11 protein-coding genes, 1 tRNA gene and 2 pseudogenes are annotated in these 15386 nt (G+C 69.4%); 2 read left to right on the top strand and 12 right to left on the bottom strand.

Annotation, left to right across the window (positions count from 1 at the left end):
- Positions 1-11: 11 nt before the first annotated feature.
- From yghX to HLA95_RS22340, 5 genes and pseudogenes are all read right to left on the bottom strand, one after another.
- Complete coding sequence (gene yghX / locus HLA95_RS22365; protein WP_191061003.1) at positions 12-902, bottom strand: YghX family hydrolase; 891 nt, start codon at positions 900-902, stop codon at positions 12-14.
- Positions 903-1008: 106 nt separating this feature from the next.
- Complete coding sequence (locus HLA95_RS22360; protein WP_191061002.1) at positions 1009-1887, bottom strand: aldo/keto reductase family oxidoreductase; 879 nt, start codon at positions 1885-1887, stop codon at positions 1009-1011.
- An 89-nt stretch (positions 1888-1976) separates the two neighbouring features.
- Positions 1977-3770 carry an SLC13 family permease gene (locus HLA95_RS22355; protein WP_222184581.1) on the bottom strand — a complete coding sequence of 598 codons (1794 nt, stop codon included), beginning with the start codon at positions 3768-3770 and terminating at the stop codon, positions 1977-1979.
- Positions 3771-3814: 44 nt separating this feature from the next.
- Positions 3815-5055: pseudogene (locus HLA95_RS22345) on the bottom strand (AbgT family transporter).
- Positions 5056-5112: 57 nt separating this feature from the next.
- Positions 5113-6494, bottom strand: a pseudogene (locus HLA95_RS22340) (M20/M25/M40 family metallo-hydrolase).
- 212 nt (positions 6495-6706) lie between these two features.
- Here HLA95_RS22340 and HLA95_RS22335 point away from each other — a divergent pair.
- Positions 6707-7906, top strand: coding sequence for a Gfo/Idh/MocA family protein (locus HLA95_RS22335; protein WP_191060347.1), 1200 nt, complete (start codon positions 6707-6709; stop codon positions 7904-7906).
- 89 nt (positions 7907-7995) lie between these two features.
- Here HLA95_RS22335 and HLA95_RS22330 read toward each other — a convergent pair.
- The 5 genes from HLA95_RS22330 to hemC form a co-directional block, all read right to left on the bottom strand.
- A tRNA-Thr gene (locus tag HLA95_RS22330) sits at positions 7996-8071 on the bottom strand.
- Between the two features lie 79 nt (positions 8072-8150).
- Positions 8151-9518 carry a heme biosynthesis protein HemY gene (locus tag HLA95_RS22325; protein ID WP_222184576.1) on the bottom strand — a complete coding sequence of 456 codons (1368 nt, stop codon included), beginning with the start codon at positions 9516-9518 and terminating at the stop codon, positions 8151-8153.
- 61 nt (positions 9519-9579) lie between these two features.
- Entirely contained in the window at positions 9580-10983 is a 1404-nt protein-coding gene (locus tag HLA95_RS22320) for a coiled-coil domain-containing protein (protein WP_222184574.1), read from the bottom strand.
- Positions 10984-11101: 118 nt separating this feature from the next.
- Positions 11102-11809, bottom strand: a complete 708-nt coding sequence (locus tag HLA95_RS22315) for a uroporphyrinogen-III synthase (protein ID WP_191062463.1) — start codon at positions 11807-11809, stop codon at positions 11102-11104.
- Complete coding sequence (gene hemC / locus HLA95_RS22310; protein WP_222184572.1) at positions 11806-12717, bottom strand: hydroxymethylbilane synthase; 912 nt, start codon at positions 12715-12717, stop codon at positions 11806-11808. Before hemC ends, HLA95_RS22315 begins: the two co-directional genes overlap by 4 nt.
- Before the next feature lie 56 nt (positions 12718-12773).
- On the opposite strand from hemC, the gene tsaD reads away from it, so the two are divergent.
- On the top strand, positions 12774-13844 hold the full coding sequence (gene tsaD, locus HLA95_RS22305) for a tRNA (adenosine(37)-N6)-threonylcarbamoyltransferase complex transferase subunit TsaD (protein WP_222184570.1): 1071 nt from the start codon (positions 12774-12776) through the stop codon (positions 13842-13844).
- A gap of 31 nt (positions 13845-13875) precedes the next feature.
- Here tsaD and HLA95_RS22300 read toward each other — a convergent pair whose 3' ends face one another.
- Positions 13876-14376 carry a DUF3280 domain-containing protein gene (locus HLA95_RS22300; protein WP_191060918.1) on the bottom strand — a complete coding sequence of 167 codons (501 nt, stop codon included), beginning with the start codon at positions 14374-14376 and terminating at the stop codon, positions 13876-13878.
- Positions 14377-14393: 17 nt separating this feature from the next.
- Positions 14394-15371, bottom strand: coding sequence for a GlxA family transcriptional regulator (locus tag HLA95_RS22295; RefSeq protein WP_191060917.1), 978 nt, complete (start codon positions 15369-15371; stop codon positions 14394-14396).
- Positions 15372-15386: the final 15 nt, after the last annotated feature.

Raw genomic sequence — 15386 nt, 5'->3', positions numbered from 1 at the left:
TCTCCTGGACCTCAGCCGGCGCCGAGGTGGCGGTTGAACCAGTCGATCGTGCGCTCCCAGGCGACCTTGGCCGCCGCCTCGTCGTAGCGCGGCGTCGAATCGTTGTGGAAGCCGTGGTTGACGCCCGGGTAGATATGGGCCTCGTAGGTCTTGCCCGCGACTTTCAGCGCTTCCTCGTAGGCGGGCCAGCCTGCGTTGATGCGCTCGTCCAGCTCGGCATAGTGGAGCAGGATCGGGGCCTGGATCCGCGGCACGTCCTCGGCCTTGGCCTGACGGCCATAGAACGGCACCGCGGCACCGAGCTCAGGGAACGCCACTGCCGCGGCATTGGCCACGCCCCCGCCATAGCAGAAGCCGGTGATGCCGACCTTGCCGACCCGCTCGTCCGCCATCAGGAACTCGACCGCGGCGAAGAAGTCGTTCATCAGCTTGGTCGGATCGACCTGCTGCTGCAATTCGCGGCCCTTCTCGTCATTGCCGGGATAGCCGCCCATCGAGGTCAGCCCGTCCGGGGCCAGCGCGATGAAGCCGGCCTTGGCGACCCGGCGTGCCACGTCCTCGATATAGGGGTTGAGCCCCCGGTTCTCGTGCACCACCACCACACCCGGCACCGGGCCGCTGGCACCCGCGGGCAGGACCAGGTAGCCGCGCACCTCGCCATGGCCATTGGGCGAGGGATAGGTGATGTACTCGGGCAGGACGTCGGGATCGGTGAACTCGACCTGCTGAGCCAGCGCGTAGTTCGGGCTGAGCGAGGCCAGGATCCCGGCCGCGGTCAGCCCGCCCACGGCAAAGCTGCCGGCACGCTCCAGGAACTCGCGCTTGGTAATCCTACCGTGGGCGTAATAATCGTAGAGTTCCAGCAGCTCCTGCGGAAAATCCTTCGCAGTGAGGCGGGCCATCCGTCGTTCCTCCCAGATCATTGCCGACGTGGCGGCCGGTTCGCCGCCACGGGGGACGCAGCATCGCAGTCCCTTGTCCGTCACGCAAAGGTCTGGTGTGGCAGGGTCAGCCGGTCCCGCTGCGCCCGACGCCTTCCAGCGCCGCCAGCGCGTCCTCCGGCAGGTCGAGCTCGGCCGCTGCCAGGTTCTCGCGCAGATGGGCCAGCGACGAGGTGCCCGGGATCAGCAGGATGTTGGGCGAGCGGCGCAGCAGCCAGGCAAGCGCGGTCTGCATGGGCGTGGCGCCGAGCTTGGCCGCCACGTCGGACAGGACCGTGGACTGCAGCGGGGTGAACCCGCCCAGCGGGAAGAACGGCACGTAGGCGATGCCCTCCTTCGCCAGCGCATCGATCAGCGGGTCGTCGGTGCGGTGCGCCAGGTTGTACTCGTTCTGCACGCAGACGATCGGGGCGATCCGTTGGCCTTCGGCGACCTGCGCCGCCGTGGCGTTGCTCAGGCCCAGATGCCGGATCAGGCCCTGCTGCTGCAACTCGGCCAGCACGGTGAGCGGCGCCTCGATCGAGCCTTCCGCGGGCCCGTGCGCGCTGAACATCAGGCGCAGGTTGACCACGTCCAGCACGTCCAGCCCGAGGTTGCGCAAATTGTCGTGCACCGCCTGCTTCAGTTGGTCGGGTGCGAAGGCCGGCAGCCAGGCACCCTTGTCGTCACGCCGGGCACCGATCTTGGTCACGATGACGAGATCGTCGGGATAAGGGGCCAGCGCCTCGCGGATCAGCCGGTTGGTGATGTGCGGGCCATAGAAGTCGCTGGTGTCGATGTGGTCGACGCCCTGGGCCACCGCTTCGCGCAGCACCGCCAGGGCCGCGTCGTGATCGCGGGGCGGGCCGAACACGCCGGGCCCGGCGAGCTGCATCGCACCGTAGCCCATTCGCTTCACCTGGCGCCGCCCGAGCGGGAACGTGCCGGACCGGTCGATGCTGGCCATGATTCACCTCCTGTTAGGGAGCTTGCACAGCTAGCGGCAGCGCGTCGTCTTGGGAATGGCCGGCGCCCGGGCACGCGTGGCGGCTCGTCTCAGTGCAGCGGCAGGAAGACCGGGATCAGCAGCACACTGACCAACAGGACGACCAGGCTGAACGGCACGCCGATCCGCACGAAGTCGCCGAACCCATAGTTGCCGGGGCCGACCACCAGCGTGTCCACGGGCGACGAGATCGGCGTCATGAACGCGGTCGAGGCCGCCACCGCCACGGTCATGGCGAACGGGTAGGGCGACATGCCGAGATCGTTCGTGACCGTGATGGCCACGGGCGCCATCAGCACGGCCGTGGCGGTGTTCGAGATGAACAGGCCAAGGCCCGAGGTGACGACGAACAGCACCGCCAGCACCAGCCGCGGCGAAGCCCTGCCCACCAGCGACGTCAGGCCGTAGGCGGCCAGATCGACGCCGCCGGTGCGTTGCAGGGCGATCGAGAAGGGCAGCATGTCGACGATCAGGATCAGCGTCTTCATGTCGATCGACCGATAGGAGCTGGCAAAGTCGATGCAGCCGGTCAGCCCCATCAGCAGGCAGCCGATCAGCGCCGCCTGAACGTTCGGGATCACCCCGCTGACCATGAGCGCCACCACCAGCGCCAGGATGACCAGTACGTGCGGCGCCTTGGTCCCGCCGGGCAGGACGTTGTCGATGTCGGCCGGCAGGTTCAGCACGACCAGGTCGTCGCTGGTCGATTGCAGGCGCTTGATGTCGGTCCAGAAGCCCACCAGCAGGAGCATGTCGCCGACCCCGAGCTTCTCGTTGAGGAAGTCGTCACGGACCACCTCGCGGCCCCGGCGCAGGCCGATGACGGTGAGCCCGTATTCGCGGCGCAACTGCGCCTGGAGGACGGTCTGGCCGAGCAGGGTCGATTCGGCCGGGACGATCACCTCGACCATGCCCAGCTCCTGCGAGCCGTCGGTCAGGTAGCCGGCGCCGGTGCGCAACGGCACCTGGGTCAGGTCGTGGCGCTGCAGCAGGGCCTCGGTCTCCTCGACCGGGATGCGCGCGTCGACCAGCAGGACGTCGCCCGCCCGGATCTCGCTGCGGCCGGTCGGGCGCAGCACGTTCCTGCCCATGCCGTTGCGCCGCTCGATCGCCAGGAGATTGATGCCCTTCTGGCGGAGCGCCGCCTCGTCCAGCCGCAACCCGGCGAGCGGGGAGTGCCGCCCGACCTCCACCCGATGGGCTCGGCCGCGGCTCCGGGCGCCGCCAGCCTCGGTGCCGCCGGGCAGCCAGCGGCGCGCGAACAGCATGTAGCCCACGCCCAGGACCAGCACCGGCAGCCCGATCGGCGTGATGCTGAAGAAGCCGAAGCCGGCATGGCTCTGCCGCACCAGCTCCGAGCTGATCACTAGGTTGGGCGTGGTCGCGACCAGGGTCAGCATGCCGCTGATCAGGGTGGCGAAGCTGAGCCGCATCATCAGCCGGCTGGGCGAGATGCGGGTATTCTGCGCGATGCGCAGCACCACCGGGATGAAGATCGCGACCACCGCGGTCGAGCTCATCACCGCACCCAGGAGTGCTACCGACCCCATCAGCAGCACGAGCAGCCGGGTCTCGTCGCTGCCGGCGGCCCGGTGCAGCCAGTCGCCTACCCCGCGCGCCACGCCGGTGCGCACCAGGCCCTCGCCGATCACGAACAAGGCGGCGATCAGGACGATGTTCGGGTCGCTGAAGCCGGCCAGTGCCTCCGGCACCGTGATCACGCCGAACAGCGGCAGTGCCACGATCACGATCAGGCCGACCGCGTCCATGCGCGGCCGGTCGAGCACGAACATGGCGATGGCCGCCACGAGCAGGGCCAGCACGATGACGAGATCGACGGTCATCGGGCGTCATCCTCCAGGCTGGCGGAACGTGCCGGGTGCAACGGTCAGAGGCCCCAGGGCAGGCCGAGCAGGTGCCAGGCGACCAGGAGCAGCGTCCAGAGCAGGCTGAGCACGATGACATAGGGCAGCATCAGCGCGATCACCGTGCCGACGCCGGAATCGGGCTGGTACTTCTGGGCGAAGGTCACGATCATCGCGAAATAGGCGTTGAGCGGCGTGATCACGTTGACCGGGGAATCGCCGACCCGATAGGCGGCGAGCACGGCTTCCGGCTCGACGTCGAGCCGCATCAGCAGCGGCACGAAGATCGCCCATTTGGCGATCGCTCCGGTGATCAGGAAGTCCAGGAGCAGGACCACAATCACGAAGCCGATCAGGAGCCAGAGCGTGTCCAGCTTGGCGGTGCGCCTGGTGGCAGAGTGAGGATGCCCACGAACAGGATCACCCCGATCAGGCCGTAGAGTGCATGGCGCAGGCCGCGATATTCGTCGACCGACAGGCCGTTGCCTTCCTCGACCCGGTAGTCGTCGCGATAGGGGCCGAGACGCGGCTCGATCATCCGCTCGGTGACGAGCGTGATCACCTCCGTCAGCATGATCACCGAGGCGATCGAGAACCAGACATTGGCGGTCAGGTCGATCGAGATATGCGGGTCGACCAGGTGGATCGCGTCGTTGGTGATCTCGGTGAGGATGCCGTCCGTGGGCGTGATCAGGATGTTGACCAGGAAGGCCGCGGCCACCGCCGCGAACGCGGCAGCCAACCCGGCCAGCGGATGCCGCCCGACACTCACGAACGCCGCCGCCGCGAGCGGGATCAGGACGAGGTAGCCGGCATCGGCGGCGATGCTGGACAGGATGCCGACCAGCACCAGGAGATAGGTCAGGGCCGCCGGTGGCGCCACCACCACGAGCTTGCGGATCAGAGCACCGATCAGTCCGGTGCTTTCGGCGACACCTACGCCCACCATGGCGACGATGATCACGCCAACCGCGTTGAAGTTCATGAAGTTCTGGACCACGCCCGTGAACATGAACCGGACGCCGTCGACGCTCAGCAGGCCGCGGGCCGTCGTCGTGCGATACTCGATCTGGTCCGTGTAGGGGTTGATCACCTGGTAGGAGACGGAAGCCCCGATCCAGTAGAGGATCTGCGAGAGCAGGATGACGATGCCGATCAGGATCACGAAGATCATGACCGGATGCGGCACCCGGTTGCCCACCCGTTCGACGACGTCCAGCAACCGCTGCATCAGCGGCGCCTTGCCTGCGTCCACCTGGCTCATGACGGCGCCCCTTTGTCTGGAGCAGGGGATCACGATGGCGGTGGCAGCCGGAGCCGGCTAGCGAGCGAGTGCGTCCAGCACTCTCGCCCAGGAGCGGATCCCGCGGCGGAAGCTTTCCAGCTCGTATTTCTCGTTGGGGCTATGGATGCGGTCGTCCTCCAGCCCGAAGCCGGCCAGGATCACGTCCATGCCAAGCGTCTGCTTGAGCTGATGGGTCACCGGGATCGAGCCGCCCCCGCCGATGAAGAAGGCGGGCCGGCCCCATTCCGCCGCGAGTGCGTCGCGCGCCTTGCCGAAGGCAGCGGCCTCGATCGGGAAGCGGATCGCCCGGCTCGAACCATGCTCGATGAACTCGGCCCGGCAGTCGGCGGGCAGGCGTTCCTGCACGAACCGGCGGAACTCCCGGCGGATCGCATGAGGGTCCTGGTCGAACACCAGGCGGAACGAGATCTTGGCTGACGCCTGAGCCGGGATCACCGTCTTGAAGCCCGCCCCCTGGTAGCCGCCGCCCATGCCGTTGATCTCGCAGGTGGGCCTGGACCAGACCATCTCCAGCACGCTGCGGTCCCGCTCGCCGGCCGGCACGGACAGGCCGACATCGCCCAGGAACCTGGCGGGGTCGAAGGCAGGGCGTCCCATTGCTCGCGCAGTGTCGCCGGCAGTTCCGGCACGCCGTGGTAGAAGTTCGGGATGGTGACCCGGCCGTTCGCGTCGTGCAGGTCGGCGATGATCCGGGCCAGCACCCGGTTCGGGTTGGCGGCCGCCGAGCCGTAGAAGCCGGAGTGGAGGTCGCGGTCGGCGGCGTGGATGGTCACCTCCTCGCCGCACAGGCCGCGCAGCATGGTGGTGATCGCCGGGGTCTGCCGGTCCCACATGCTGGTGTCGCAGATCAGGCCGATATCGGCCTTCAGCTCGGCCGCATGGGCCTGGAGGAAGGCCGGCAGGTTCGTCCCGCCCGATTCCTCCTCGCCCTCCAGCAGGATCGACACCGGGATCGGCAGCCGGCCGGTCACGACCTTCCAGGCCCGGCAGGCCTCGACGAAGGTCATGAGCTGGCCCTTGTCGCCCGAAGTCCCGCGGCCGCGGATCGCCTTCGTGCCGTCCGCCCGCGTCTCGATGAACGGCTCGAACGGATCGTGCTCCCACAGTTCCAACGGATCGACCGGCTGTACGTCGTAGTGGCCATAGAACAGGGCGGACGGCCCGCTCGCGGCCCGGTCATGGCCCACGACCATCGGGTGCCCCGGCGTAGTGCGCACATCCGCGTCGAAGCCGATCGCGCGCAGGTCGACCGCATGCCATTCGGCACAGGCACGGCACTCGGCGGCATAGGCGGGATCGGTGGAGATCGAGCGAATGCGCAGGACCGTGAACAGCCGGTCCAGTGCCGGAGCCAGATCGGCATCGATCCGGGCCAGGACCTGATCGAGCTCAGACATGGGAACCGTCCTGGAAAAGTACTGTCGGCGCGCGCACCACTGCCGGAGCCGCCATGAGCGTCTCCCAGAGGCGCCGGGACTGTGACTCACCCGATAGGACGCGGCAAATCAAATCACCATGCCGACTGCGTTGCTGTGCCGGTCTATTGGCGACAGCATGGCGTCGCAACCGCCAGTGGCCGTCAACAGAACAATCCAGGGAGGAGAGGTAGATGCCGATGGATAAGGTCAGGGTAGGTATTGTCGGCCTCGGGCTGGTGTCCGCTTCCCACATCAAGGGCTACCAGGCTCACCCCGATGCCGAGGTCACGGCCGTCTGTGATCTCGACGAGGCTCGCGCCAGAGAGATGTGCGAGCAATACGGCATCCCCAGATATTATCTCTCCTACGAGGAGATGCTGAAGGACGGTGAGATCAACACCGTCGACATCACCACGCCGACGATCCTCCATGCGCCCATGGCGCTGGCGGCCGCCCAGGCCGGCAAGAACATCCTGTGCGAAAAGCCGTTCTGCCTGACGCTGGCCGAAGGCGAGCAGGTCTGCCGCGCGGCGGACGCGGCCGGCGTGACGCTCATGGTCGGCGAATCCTACATCTTCATGACGTCGATCATGAAGGTGCGCGAACTCGTGGAAGCTGGAGAGATCGGCAAGCCGCAGCAGATCCGCCAGCGCTTCGGCGCCTGGGTCGAGCATCCCGGCGCACTGGAGACCGGCCGGCCGGTGACGGAACTCCATCGCGGCTGGCGCATGGACAGCAGCAAGGCGGGCGGCGCCGGCTTCCCGTGGATGTTCGACCACTGCGTCCACTTCTTCGCGACCGCCGAGTATCTGATGAACGATGCCCGCATCGAGCAAGTCTACGCGCTGAGGTCGCAGATCGACTGGCAGAACGCGGCCGTGGAAGGCGGGCAGGCCGACATGAACATCTACCGGCCGGAAGCAGCGGGCGACATCCCGATCATTACCTGGACCTATGACGATCCCGCCTGCACCGGCATCTGGATGCGTGCCGAGCCGCTCAACAACAAATACGACCCGCTATACGGCTTCACGCTCAGCCTCATCGGCGACAAGGGCATGGTCGAGGTGCTGGGCGAAGGCGGCAGAGGCCTGAAGTGGGACGGCCAGGATGTCCACCTCGTTCTGCATCGGCGCAATGGGCGGACCGAAACCTTCCGCTTCGATGAAGGCGGCGACGACATCTGGCAGTCGGAAGTGTCCTACTACAGCCGCGCGCATGCCAACCAGATCCGGGAATTCGTCGACGCGCTCATCGCCGGCAGGCGGCCACGCTACGGCGGCGAGGACGGCCACCGCGCCATCAGGACCACCATGGCCGCGATCTGCTCCGCCAAGGAAGGCGTGCCCGTCAAAGTCAGCGAGATGACCGACGAACGCTTCGGCGCGTAGGGGAAGGGGGGCGCAACCGCAAGCACAGGGCAACGGCGACACTGATGAGCCCGGTCGCCGTCATGGCGGATGAGGAGGAGAGAGAGAGCTGGTGCCGCCTGGGTGACTCGAACACCCGACCTACGCATTACGAATGCGCCGCTCTACCAACTGAGCTAAGGCGGCCCCGGCAGAGCGGTTGGTAGACGGCGGCGGGGGCAGCGTCAATCCTTCTGACGGGTCTTCTGGCAGGTGCCGGATGGGGTCAGGTGGCCGGCTGGACCCGGTCGGACTCGCTCAGGATCAGCATGGGCCCGGGCGGCTCGGAGAGGCCGGCCAGGGCCGACACCTTGGGCGGGGTGGTCCAGCGCAGCGTGTCGAACTGGCCGTTCGGGCCGAAGGCCTGCCACTGGGACAGGACGGCGCCGGTGCTCTCGCAGACCCAGGCCGGGTCGGGGGCCGCGTCGACCGCCCGGGTCAGCCATTCCTGGACCCGCTCGGCCGAGGCGCCGGAGGCACGCTCGACCTCGGCCATCAGGCGGAACACCCGGGCGGTGGGCTCCAGCTGCAGAGCGCGTTCCAGGAGCTCGCGTGCCCGGTTCCAGTCCTGCGCGCTGATCGCCAGCTCGGCCAGCGAGACATGGGCCTCGACATGGTTGGGCTGCAGGTCGAGCAGGCGCTGGCAGCGGGTGAGCTTCTCCGCCGGCGTCTCGTTCGGGACCAGGCCGGCATAGGCCTGGGCGATCAGCGGGTGCGGGCCGGCCCCCCAGCTGCGCTCCAGGATCTTGCGTGCTTCCGTGGACTTGCCCAGCCGGCGTGCCACGTCCGAGGTGACCAGCGCCGCCGGCACGAAGCCCGGCTGGAGGTCGGTGGCCTTGCGACCTTCGCGGATCGCCTCGCGCAGCTTGTCGTGCTCCACCGCGTCCACCGCCAGCATGTGCAGGAGCACCGCGCGGCGCCGGGTGATCAGCGCCGGCTCGAGCAGGCGCAGGCGCTGCATGTCCTCCAGCATGGTGATGGCGTCGCGCCAGCGCCCGGTACGGGTGAACAGGTCGAAGGAGGTCTGGATCACCCAGGGGGCGGCGGCATGCTTGCGCCGGGCCAGGCCCAGATAGTCCAACGCCTCGTCATAGTTCTGCCGGCGCATGGCACTGGTCAGGAGGCCGCGGATCGCCAGGAGCTCGGTCGCCGGGTCGTCCAGCATCTCCTTGTACTGCGCCTCGGCCACGTCCTCGCGCCCTTCCAGGAGCGCGGTCTGCGCAGTGAGGACGCGCACCGCCGGGTTGGTCGGGATCAGCTTCATCGCCTGGCGGGCATGGCCGCGCAGCCCGGAGGGGTCGCCCGCCGCCGCCGCGACCAGCCCCATGGACAGTTCCTGCCAGCCGCGCAGCTCGCGCGAGCGCCGGCGCCAGCCGCGATAGCGGCCAGGGGCGTGGGTCAGCCAGCGATAGATCTCGATCAGGATCGCCAGCACCAGCGCTGCGATGGCGATGCCCAGCACGAGCATGCCCAGCCGCATCTCGATCACGGCGTCGCCGATGTCGATCGTGGCGCTGCCGGGATGGTCCGCCAGCCAGGCGGCACCCGACGCGATCAGGAGGGCGACGACGAGAAAGATGAGCAGGCGGACCATGGGACGCTTTTTCTTCGATGCGACGGAGGCGGCGAGGGGAAGGGCTGCCCGGGCGGGCCGGTCAGCTCGGCCGCACCAGCAGCTCGCCCAGATGTTGGCGCAGCAGTTCCGCGGCCGCCTCGGCGTCGGCCCGCGCCTTCGCCCGCTGCAGCCAGGCCGCCACCTCCGGCTCGTCCTTGTCGCTGCGCGCCTCGACCGCCGCGATGGCGCCGGCGAGGTCGCCGGCGGCCAGCTTCTGCTGCGCGCTGTTGCCCTCCTCGTCCTCGCCGCCGTTCACCACCGTGCCGTCGCGCCGCTTGACCGTGACTAGGCCCAGAATGTTGCTGCGGGTCTGCTCCACCCAGTCGTCCGAGCTGGCGGCGGCCGCCACCCGGTCCAGCTCGCCCAGCTGCTCCAGCAGGGCCGCCCGGGTCGGCACACCCGTGGCAGCGCTCGGGCGGAGCTTCTCGGCAGCACTCGCGATGGTGGCGTCGTCGGCGGAACTCTTCTCCAGCACCGCCTGGGCGGTGGGGAAGGCGGAGCCGTCCGCCAGCGCGTCGTTCAGCTCGCTCAGCGCCAGCGCGGTTGCGGCCCCACGGCTGTCCTGGGCCAGCCGTTCGTCCACCCGCTGCTCAAGCGCACCGATCTTGTCGCCGACCGCGGCGATGCCTTGCTGCGCCTGGCTTTCAAGATCGCTGGCCCCTGCCTCCAGCGCCGCGATCTGGCTGGCCTGGCTGGCCAGGGTCGACTGCAGCGAAGACAGGGTCGCCTCGGCCTGGTTCAGGTCGGCGAACCTGGCGCTCATCGCGGTCTCGGCCGCGGTCATCCGGTCGGCCAGCGCCTGGGCGCGCTCGGTGGCGCGGCGGTCGGCCTCGGCCTGGGCGGTGGTCAGCGTGTCGACCCGCCGCAAGGTGGCGTCCGTGGTGCTGGTGGCCTCGCTCACCCGCGCGGCCAACTGCTCGCCGAACGCGCGCAGGTCCTGGACGTCCTTGGTCGCGTTCTCGATCTGCGCATGGAGCGGCCCCAGATCCGGGACCTCGGGCACCGGGCGCCCCTCCAGCTCCGCCACCCGGCTGGCCAGTTCCTGCTGGGTGCTCTGCAGCGTGCCGACCGTGCCTTCCTGCTGTTGGGCCTGGTCGGTCGCCTGCTCCAGCCTGCCGCCGAGCTCGGCCACGCTCGCCTGCACCGCATCGATCTGCTGGGTCAGCTCCTGCGCCCGGTCGTCTAGGCCCGCCAGGGTATGGGTCCGCTGCTCCAGCGCCACGATGCGCTGCTCGGCCTCATCGGACGGCCGCAGGTCCGCCACGGCAGCCTCGATCCGGCCCTGCACATAGTCCGGCAGGAACAGAAAGCCGCCTACCAGCACCAGGGCGCCGCCGATCACGCCGCCCACCAGTGCTGCCGTCAGCCGCCGGTAACCACCGGGCCTGGAGGCCGCCGCTCCGGGCTTCATCTCCTCGGCGGTGCTGTCGATCACGTCGGCCATGTCTCTTCCCGGGGCGTCGATAGTCGAAAGGCTGCTCGATCATGCAATGAACGGGCACTAGGTGCATGCCGTTCCTGCCTCGAGGCGACGGGGCGCCGCTCAAGGCAGGATGGGGCTATCATTCGGGCGCTGGGGCTTCAAGCAGGTCGAGCAGGGCCGCTTCCTCGGGCCGCGTGGCGACCCGGACACGCCGCAGCCGCTCGGCGGGCAAGGCGGCCGCGACATTGGCCGACAGGCACAGCGCCTCGGTGCGGGACAGGTCCAGGTCCTGGCTGAGCGTCGCGAACAGGCTGGCGGTGCGTGGCGAGAACAGGAGCACGGCCTGGACCGCCCCCTCGGCCAGTGCCTGGCGGGTGTCCGTCATCAGGCCCGGCGCGGGCAGGGCGCGATAGACGATCCGCTGGATCAGGGTGAAGCCGGCCGCTTCCAGCCCGGCCTTCAGCTCCGGGCGATGCTCCGCACCGGCCAGGTGCAGGAGTGCGCCATCCACCGGCCGGAGCGTCGTGGTAAGCTGCCGGGCCATGCTCACCGCATCGCCCGGCCCGGCGAACACGGGTGCCGTGGTCAAGGTGCGGGCTGCGTTCGCGGTGGCCCCGCCCACGCAATGGACCGGCAGCGGGCGGGGCAGGGCAGTCAGTGCCGGTGCGGCATGGCGGCTGGTCAGCAGCACCGCCTGGACCCCCTCGAGGTCGGGCAGCGCCACCGGCAGCGGCTGGATCTCCAGGAGCGGGTCGACCAGGCTGCGCCAGCCCCTGGCCTGCAGGAGTGCTGCCAGCCGCACCGAATCCGCGCGCGGCCGGGTCAGCAGCAGGCAGGGAGCGGTCATGCCCCCTGCCGGGCCAGCAGTTCCTGGCCGACCTCGTTGCCGAGCGTCAGGGGGTCGCTGCCTTCCGCACCCGTCCGCGCCACTCGTCGCCCATCCGGCGAGGCGACCAGCCCGTCCAGCCGCAGCCGCCCGTCGGCCAGCTGCCGGGCCAGCCCGGCGATCGGCGTGCGGCAGGAGCCGTCCAGCACCTGGAGCATCGCCCGCTCGGCGCGGATGCAGGCATGGGTCATGAGGTCGTCCAGCGGCGCCAGAAGCTCGGCCACCCGCCGGTCGTCCAGGCGCGCCTCGATGCCGATCGCGCCCTGGGCCACCGCCGGCAGCATGACATCCGGCTCGAGCGGCACGGACGGGACGTCGTGCATCCCCATCCGGTCCAGCCCGGCCTTGGCCAGGAAGGTCGCGGCCACGTCGCCGCGCGCGAGCTTGGCCAGCCGGGTCTGCACGTTGCCGCGCAGCGGCACGACCTGGAGGTCCGGGCGGTGCGCCAGGAGCTGGGCCTGGCGGCGCAGGGAGGCCGTGCCGACCACCGCATCCGGCGGGATGCTCTCCAGGCCGCCATAGGGCCCGATCAGCAGGTCGCGCACGTCCGCGCGCGGCAGCACGGCCAGGATCGCCAGCCCGTCCGGCAGGACGGTCGGCATGTCCTTCATCGAGTGGACGGCGAGGTCGATCTCCTCCGCGTAGAGCGCCTCCTCGATCTCCTTGGTGAACAGGCCTTTGCCGCCGAGTTCGGCCAGCGTGCGGTCCTGAATCTTGTCGCCAGTGGTCTTGATCACCTTGATGGTGACGGCGTCCTCGATCGCAAGGTCCGGCCAGGCCTGGAACAGGGCGGCGCGGACAATCTCCGCCTGAGCGAGCGCCAGGGGCGAGCCGCGCGTACCGATATTGAGCCGGATCGGGCTGGTCATGATCTCTTCTAGGACGTAACGGACGGCGCCTGAAGGCGTGGCTGGAGTGCTTCTTTTTGGCAAGGGTCGTTCTCGGGATCGAGACATCGTGCGACGAGACCGGGGTGGCGCTGGTGGACGAGGATCGCCGGATCCTAGCCGAGGCGGTGCGCACCCAGGTCGAGGAGCACGCGCTCTATGGCGGAGTGGTGCCGGAGATCGCCGCGCGCGCCCATGTCGAGAGCCTGGACCGGCTGGTCCGCAAGGTGATGGACGAGGCGGGCCTGGGCTTTAGCGAGGTGGCCGCGGTGGCCGCCACGGCCGGGCCTGGCCTGATCGGCGGTCTGCTGGTCGGGCTCACCACCGCCAAGGCGATCTGCCTGGTCCACGGCCTGCCCCTGGTGGCGGTCAACCATCTGGAAGCCCATGCGCTGACCGCCCGGCTTACCGACGACGTGGCCTTTCCCTACCTCCTGCTGCTGGTCTCGGGCGGCCACTGCCAGCTGGTCGAAGTGAACGGGGTCGGCAGCTACCGGCGGCTCGGCAGCACCGTCGACGACGCCCTGGGCGAGGCGTTCGACAAGGTCGCCAAGATGCTGGGCCTGGGCTTTCCGGGCGGGCCGGCGGTGGAGCGGGCGGCAGCAGAAGGCGATCCCGCGCGGTTCGACTTCCCCCGGCCGATGCTGGGCCGGCCGGGCTGCGCCTTCTCGTTCAGCGGCCTCAAGACGGCGGTGCGCCAGACGATCCTGTCGCTAGGGCCGGACGCGCGTGCAGCCGTGCCCGACATCTGCGCGAGCTTCCAGGCGGCGGTCGCGGACAGCGTCGCCGACCGCACCCGCCACGCGCTGAAGATGTTCCGCGCGCACCATCCAGGTGTCCAGCCGACCCTGGTGGTGGCCGGCGGCGTGGCCGCGAACGCGGCACTGCGCGCAGCCCTCCAGGCGCTGGCCGGGCGGACCGGCAGCCGGCTGGTCGTCCCGCCGCCCCGGCTGTGCACCGACAACGGCACCATGATCGCCTGGGCGGGCATCGAGCGGCTGCGCCTGGGTCAGACCGACCCGCTGGATACGAGGGCGCGGGCACGCTGGCCGCTCGATCCCGATGCCGAGCCGGCGCTGGGGGGAGGGGTGAAGGGGGCCAAGGCCTAGCCGGCGGGCCTGCGCCCCGCTGGTTGGGGCATCACTCCAGCGCCTCGAACTGCTGCCGCAGCCGGTTCTTCCACAGCGCCCGCCCGCCGCGCTCCCACATCTCGTCATTGTTGCCGCGGATGTCGACGCTGCCGCCGGCCACGACCTGGCCGGTTTCGACCTCCTGGCCGCGGGCGTTGATGTTGAGGATCAGGTTCGAGACCTTCTGCACCGTGCCGGTGACGACGATGTCGGCGCCCAGCTCCCGCGCCAGGTCGATGGCGCACTTGGCGCAACTGTTGAGCGAGCGTTCGCTGGCCGCCGCCTGGACCGGTGTCACGTCGATCAGGGTGAAGCCCGGCATGTCCGCGATCGCATCGCGCAGCTGCGGCGCCAGCCGGTGCAGCCTGGCGGCCTCGGCCGGGTCGGCCCCTTCGAGTTCGCCATCCAGGCTCGTGTCGATCAGCTCGAAGTCGAACACCGCGACGGTGCGCTCGGCGGCTCCCGCCGGCAGCGCCAGCAGGAGGAGCAGGGCTGCCGGCAGCCATCTCATGTCATGTCTCCAAGGGCTCACGCCGCCGCCAGGCGCTCCTGCCTGGGCGTCTTGCCGTACATCTGCCGGTAACAGGTCGAGAAATGCGAGGCGGACACGAAGCCGCAGGCGCAGGCCACGTTCATGATCGGCAGGTCGGTCTGGTAGAGCAGGTGGCGGGCGCGCTCCAGGCGCAGCTCCAGATAATACTGCGCCGGCGTGCGGCCGAGATGCTTCTTGAACAGGCGCTCGAGCTGGCGGCGCGACATGCCGACATATTTGGCGAGCTGGTCCTGACCCAGCGGCTCTTCGACATTCGCCTCCATCAGCTCGATCGCCAGGATCAGCTTGGGATGATGGACGCCCAGGCGCACCCGGATCGGCATGCGCTGGCGGTCGTCGGCACTGCGCACCCGGTCCAGGATGCACTGCTCGGACACGCGCGCCGCCAGCTCGTCGCCATGCGCCGTAGTGATCTTCTGCAGCATCAGGTCGAGTGCCGCCGTGCCACCGGCACAGGTGAAGCGGTTGCGGTCGATCTCGAACAGGTCGGCGGTGACGTTGATGTCGGGGAAGGCCTCGACGAAGCCCGGGATGTTCTCCCAGTGGATGGTGCAGCGATAGCCCTCCAGCAGCCCGGCCCGGCCCAGGATGTGGGCGCCGGCACAGATCGAGCCGATCTGGGCACCGCGCCGGTCGGCCCAGCGCAGCCAGGCCAGCACCTCCTTGTCCTGGTAGCGCTCGGAATGCAGCCCGCCGCAGACCACGATGGTGGGCGGCTGGCTGGCCGGGATCTCGAACTTGCCCATGGGCAGGTCGACTGCCGTCTCGATGCCCACGGAGGAGGCCACCGGCTGGCCGTCCTTGCTCAGGATCACCCAGCGGTACAGCTCTTTTCCCGACATCCGGTTGGCGATCCGCAATGGCTCCAGCGCCGCCGCGAACGCGATCATCGTGAAGCTCGGAACCAGCAGAAACGCCACGATCTCCGGTTGACTCCGGGTCTGCTCGCTCATCCTGACCCTTCTGGC

The sequence above is a fragment of the Geminicoccus harenae genome, assembly GCF_019800005.1.
GTDB lineage: Bacteria > Pseudomonadota > Alphaproteobacteria > Geminicoccales > Geminicoccaceae > Geminicoccus > Geminicoccus harenae.
This window is presented reverse-complemented; position numbering and strand designations above follow the sequence as displayed.

Coding starts and splice junctions, on each gene's coding strand:
- HLA95_RS22315 (WP_191062463.1), bottom strand. CDS start 11,809: ATGACCGCTCCCTGCCTGCTGCTGACCCGGCCGCGCGCGGATTCGGTG.
- HLA95_RS22325 (WP_222184576.1), bottom strand. CDS start 9,518: ATGGTCCGCCTGCTCATCTTTCTCGTCGTCGCCCTCCTGATCGCGTCG.
- HLA95_RS22300 (WP_191060918.1), bottom strand. CDS start 14,376: ATGAGATGGCTGCCGGCAGCCCTGCTCCTCCTGCTGGCGCTGCCGGCG.
- yghX (WP_191061003.1), bottom strand. CDS start 902: ATGGCCCGCCTCACTGCGAAGGATTTTCCGCAGGAGCTGCTGGAACTC.
- HLA95_RS22335 (WP_191060347.1), top strand. CDS start 6,707: ATGCCGATGGATAAGGTCAGGGTAGGTATTGTCGGCCTCGGGCTGGTG.
- hemC (WP_222184572.1), bottom strand. CDS start 12,717: ATGACCAGCCCGATCCGGCTCAATATCGGTACGCGCGGCTCGCCCCTG.
- HLA95_RS22360 (WP_191061002.1), bottom strand. CDS start 1,887: ATGGCCAGCATCGACCGGTCCGGCACGTTCCCGCTCGGGCGGCGCCAG.
- HLA95_RS22295 (WP_191060917.1), bottom strand. CDS start 15,371: ATGAGCGAGCAGACCCGGAGTCAACCGGAGATCGTGGCGTTTCTGCTG.
- HLA95_RS22320 (WP_222184574.1), bottom strand. CDS start 10,983: ATGGCCGACGTGATCGACAGCACCGCCGAGGAGATGAAGCCCGGAGCG.
- HLA95_RS22355 (WP_222184581.1), bottom strand. CDS start 3,770: ATGACCGTCGATCTCGTCATCGTGCTGGCCCTGCTCGTGGCGGCCATC.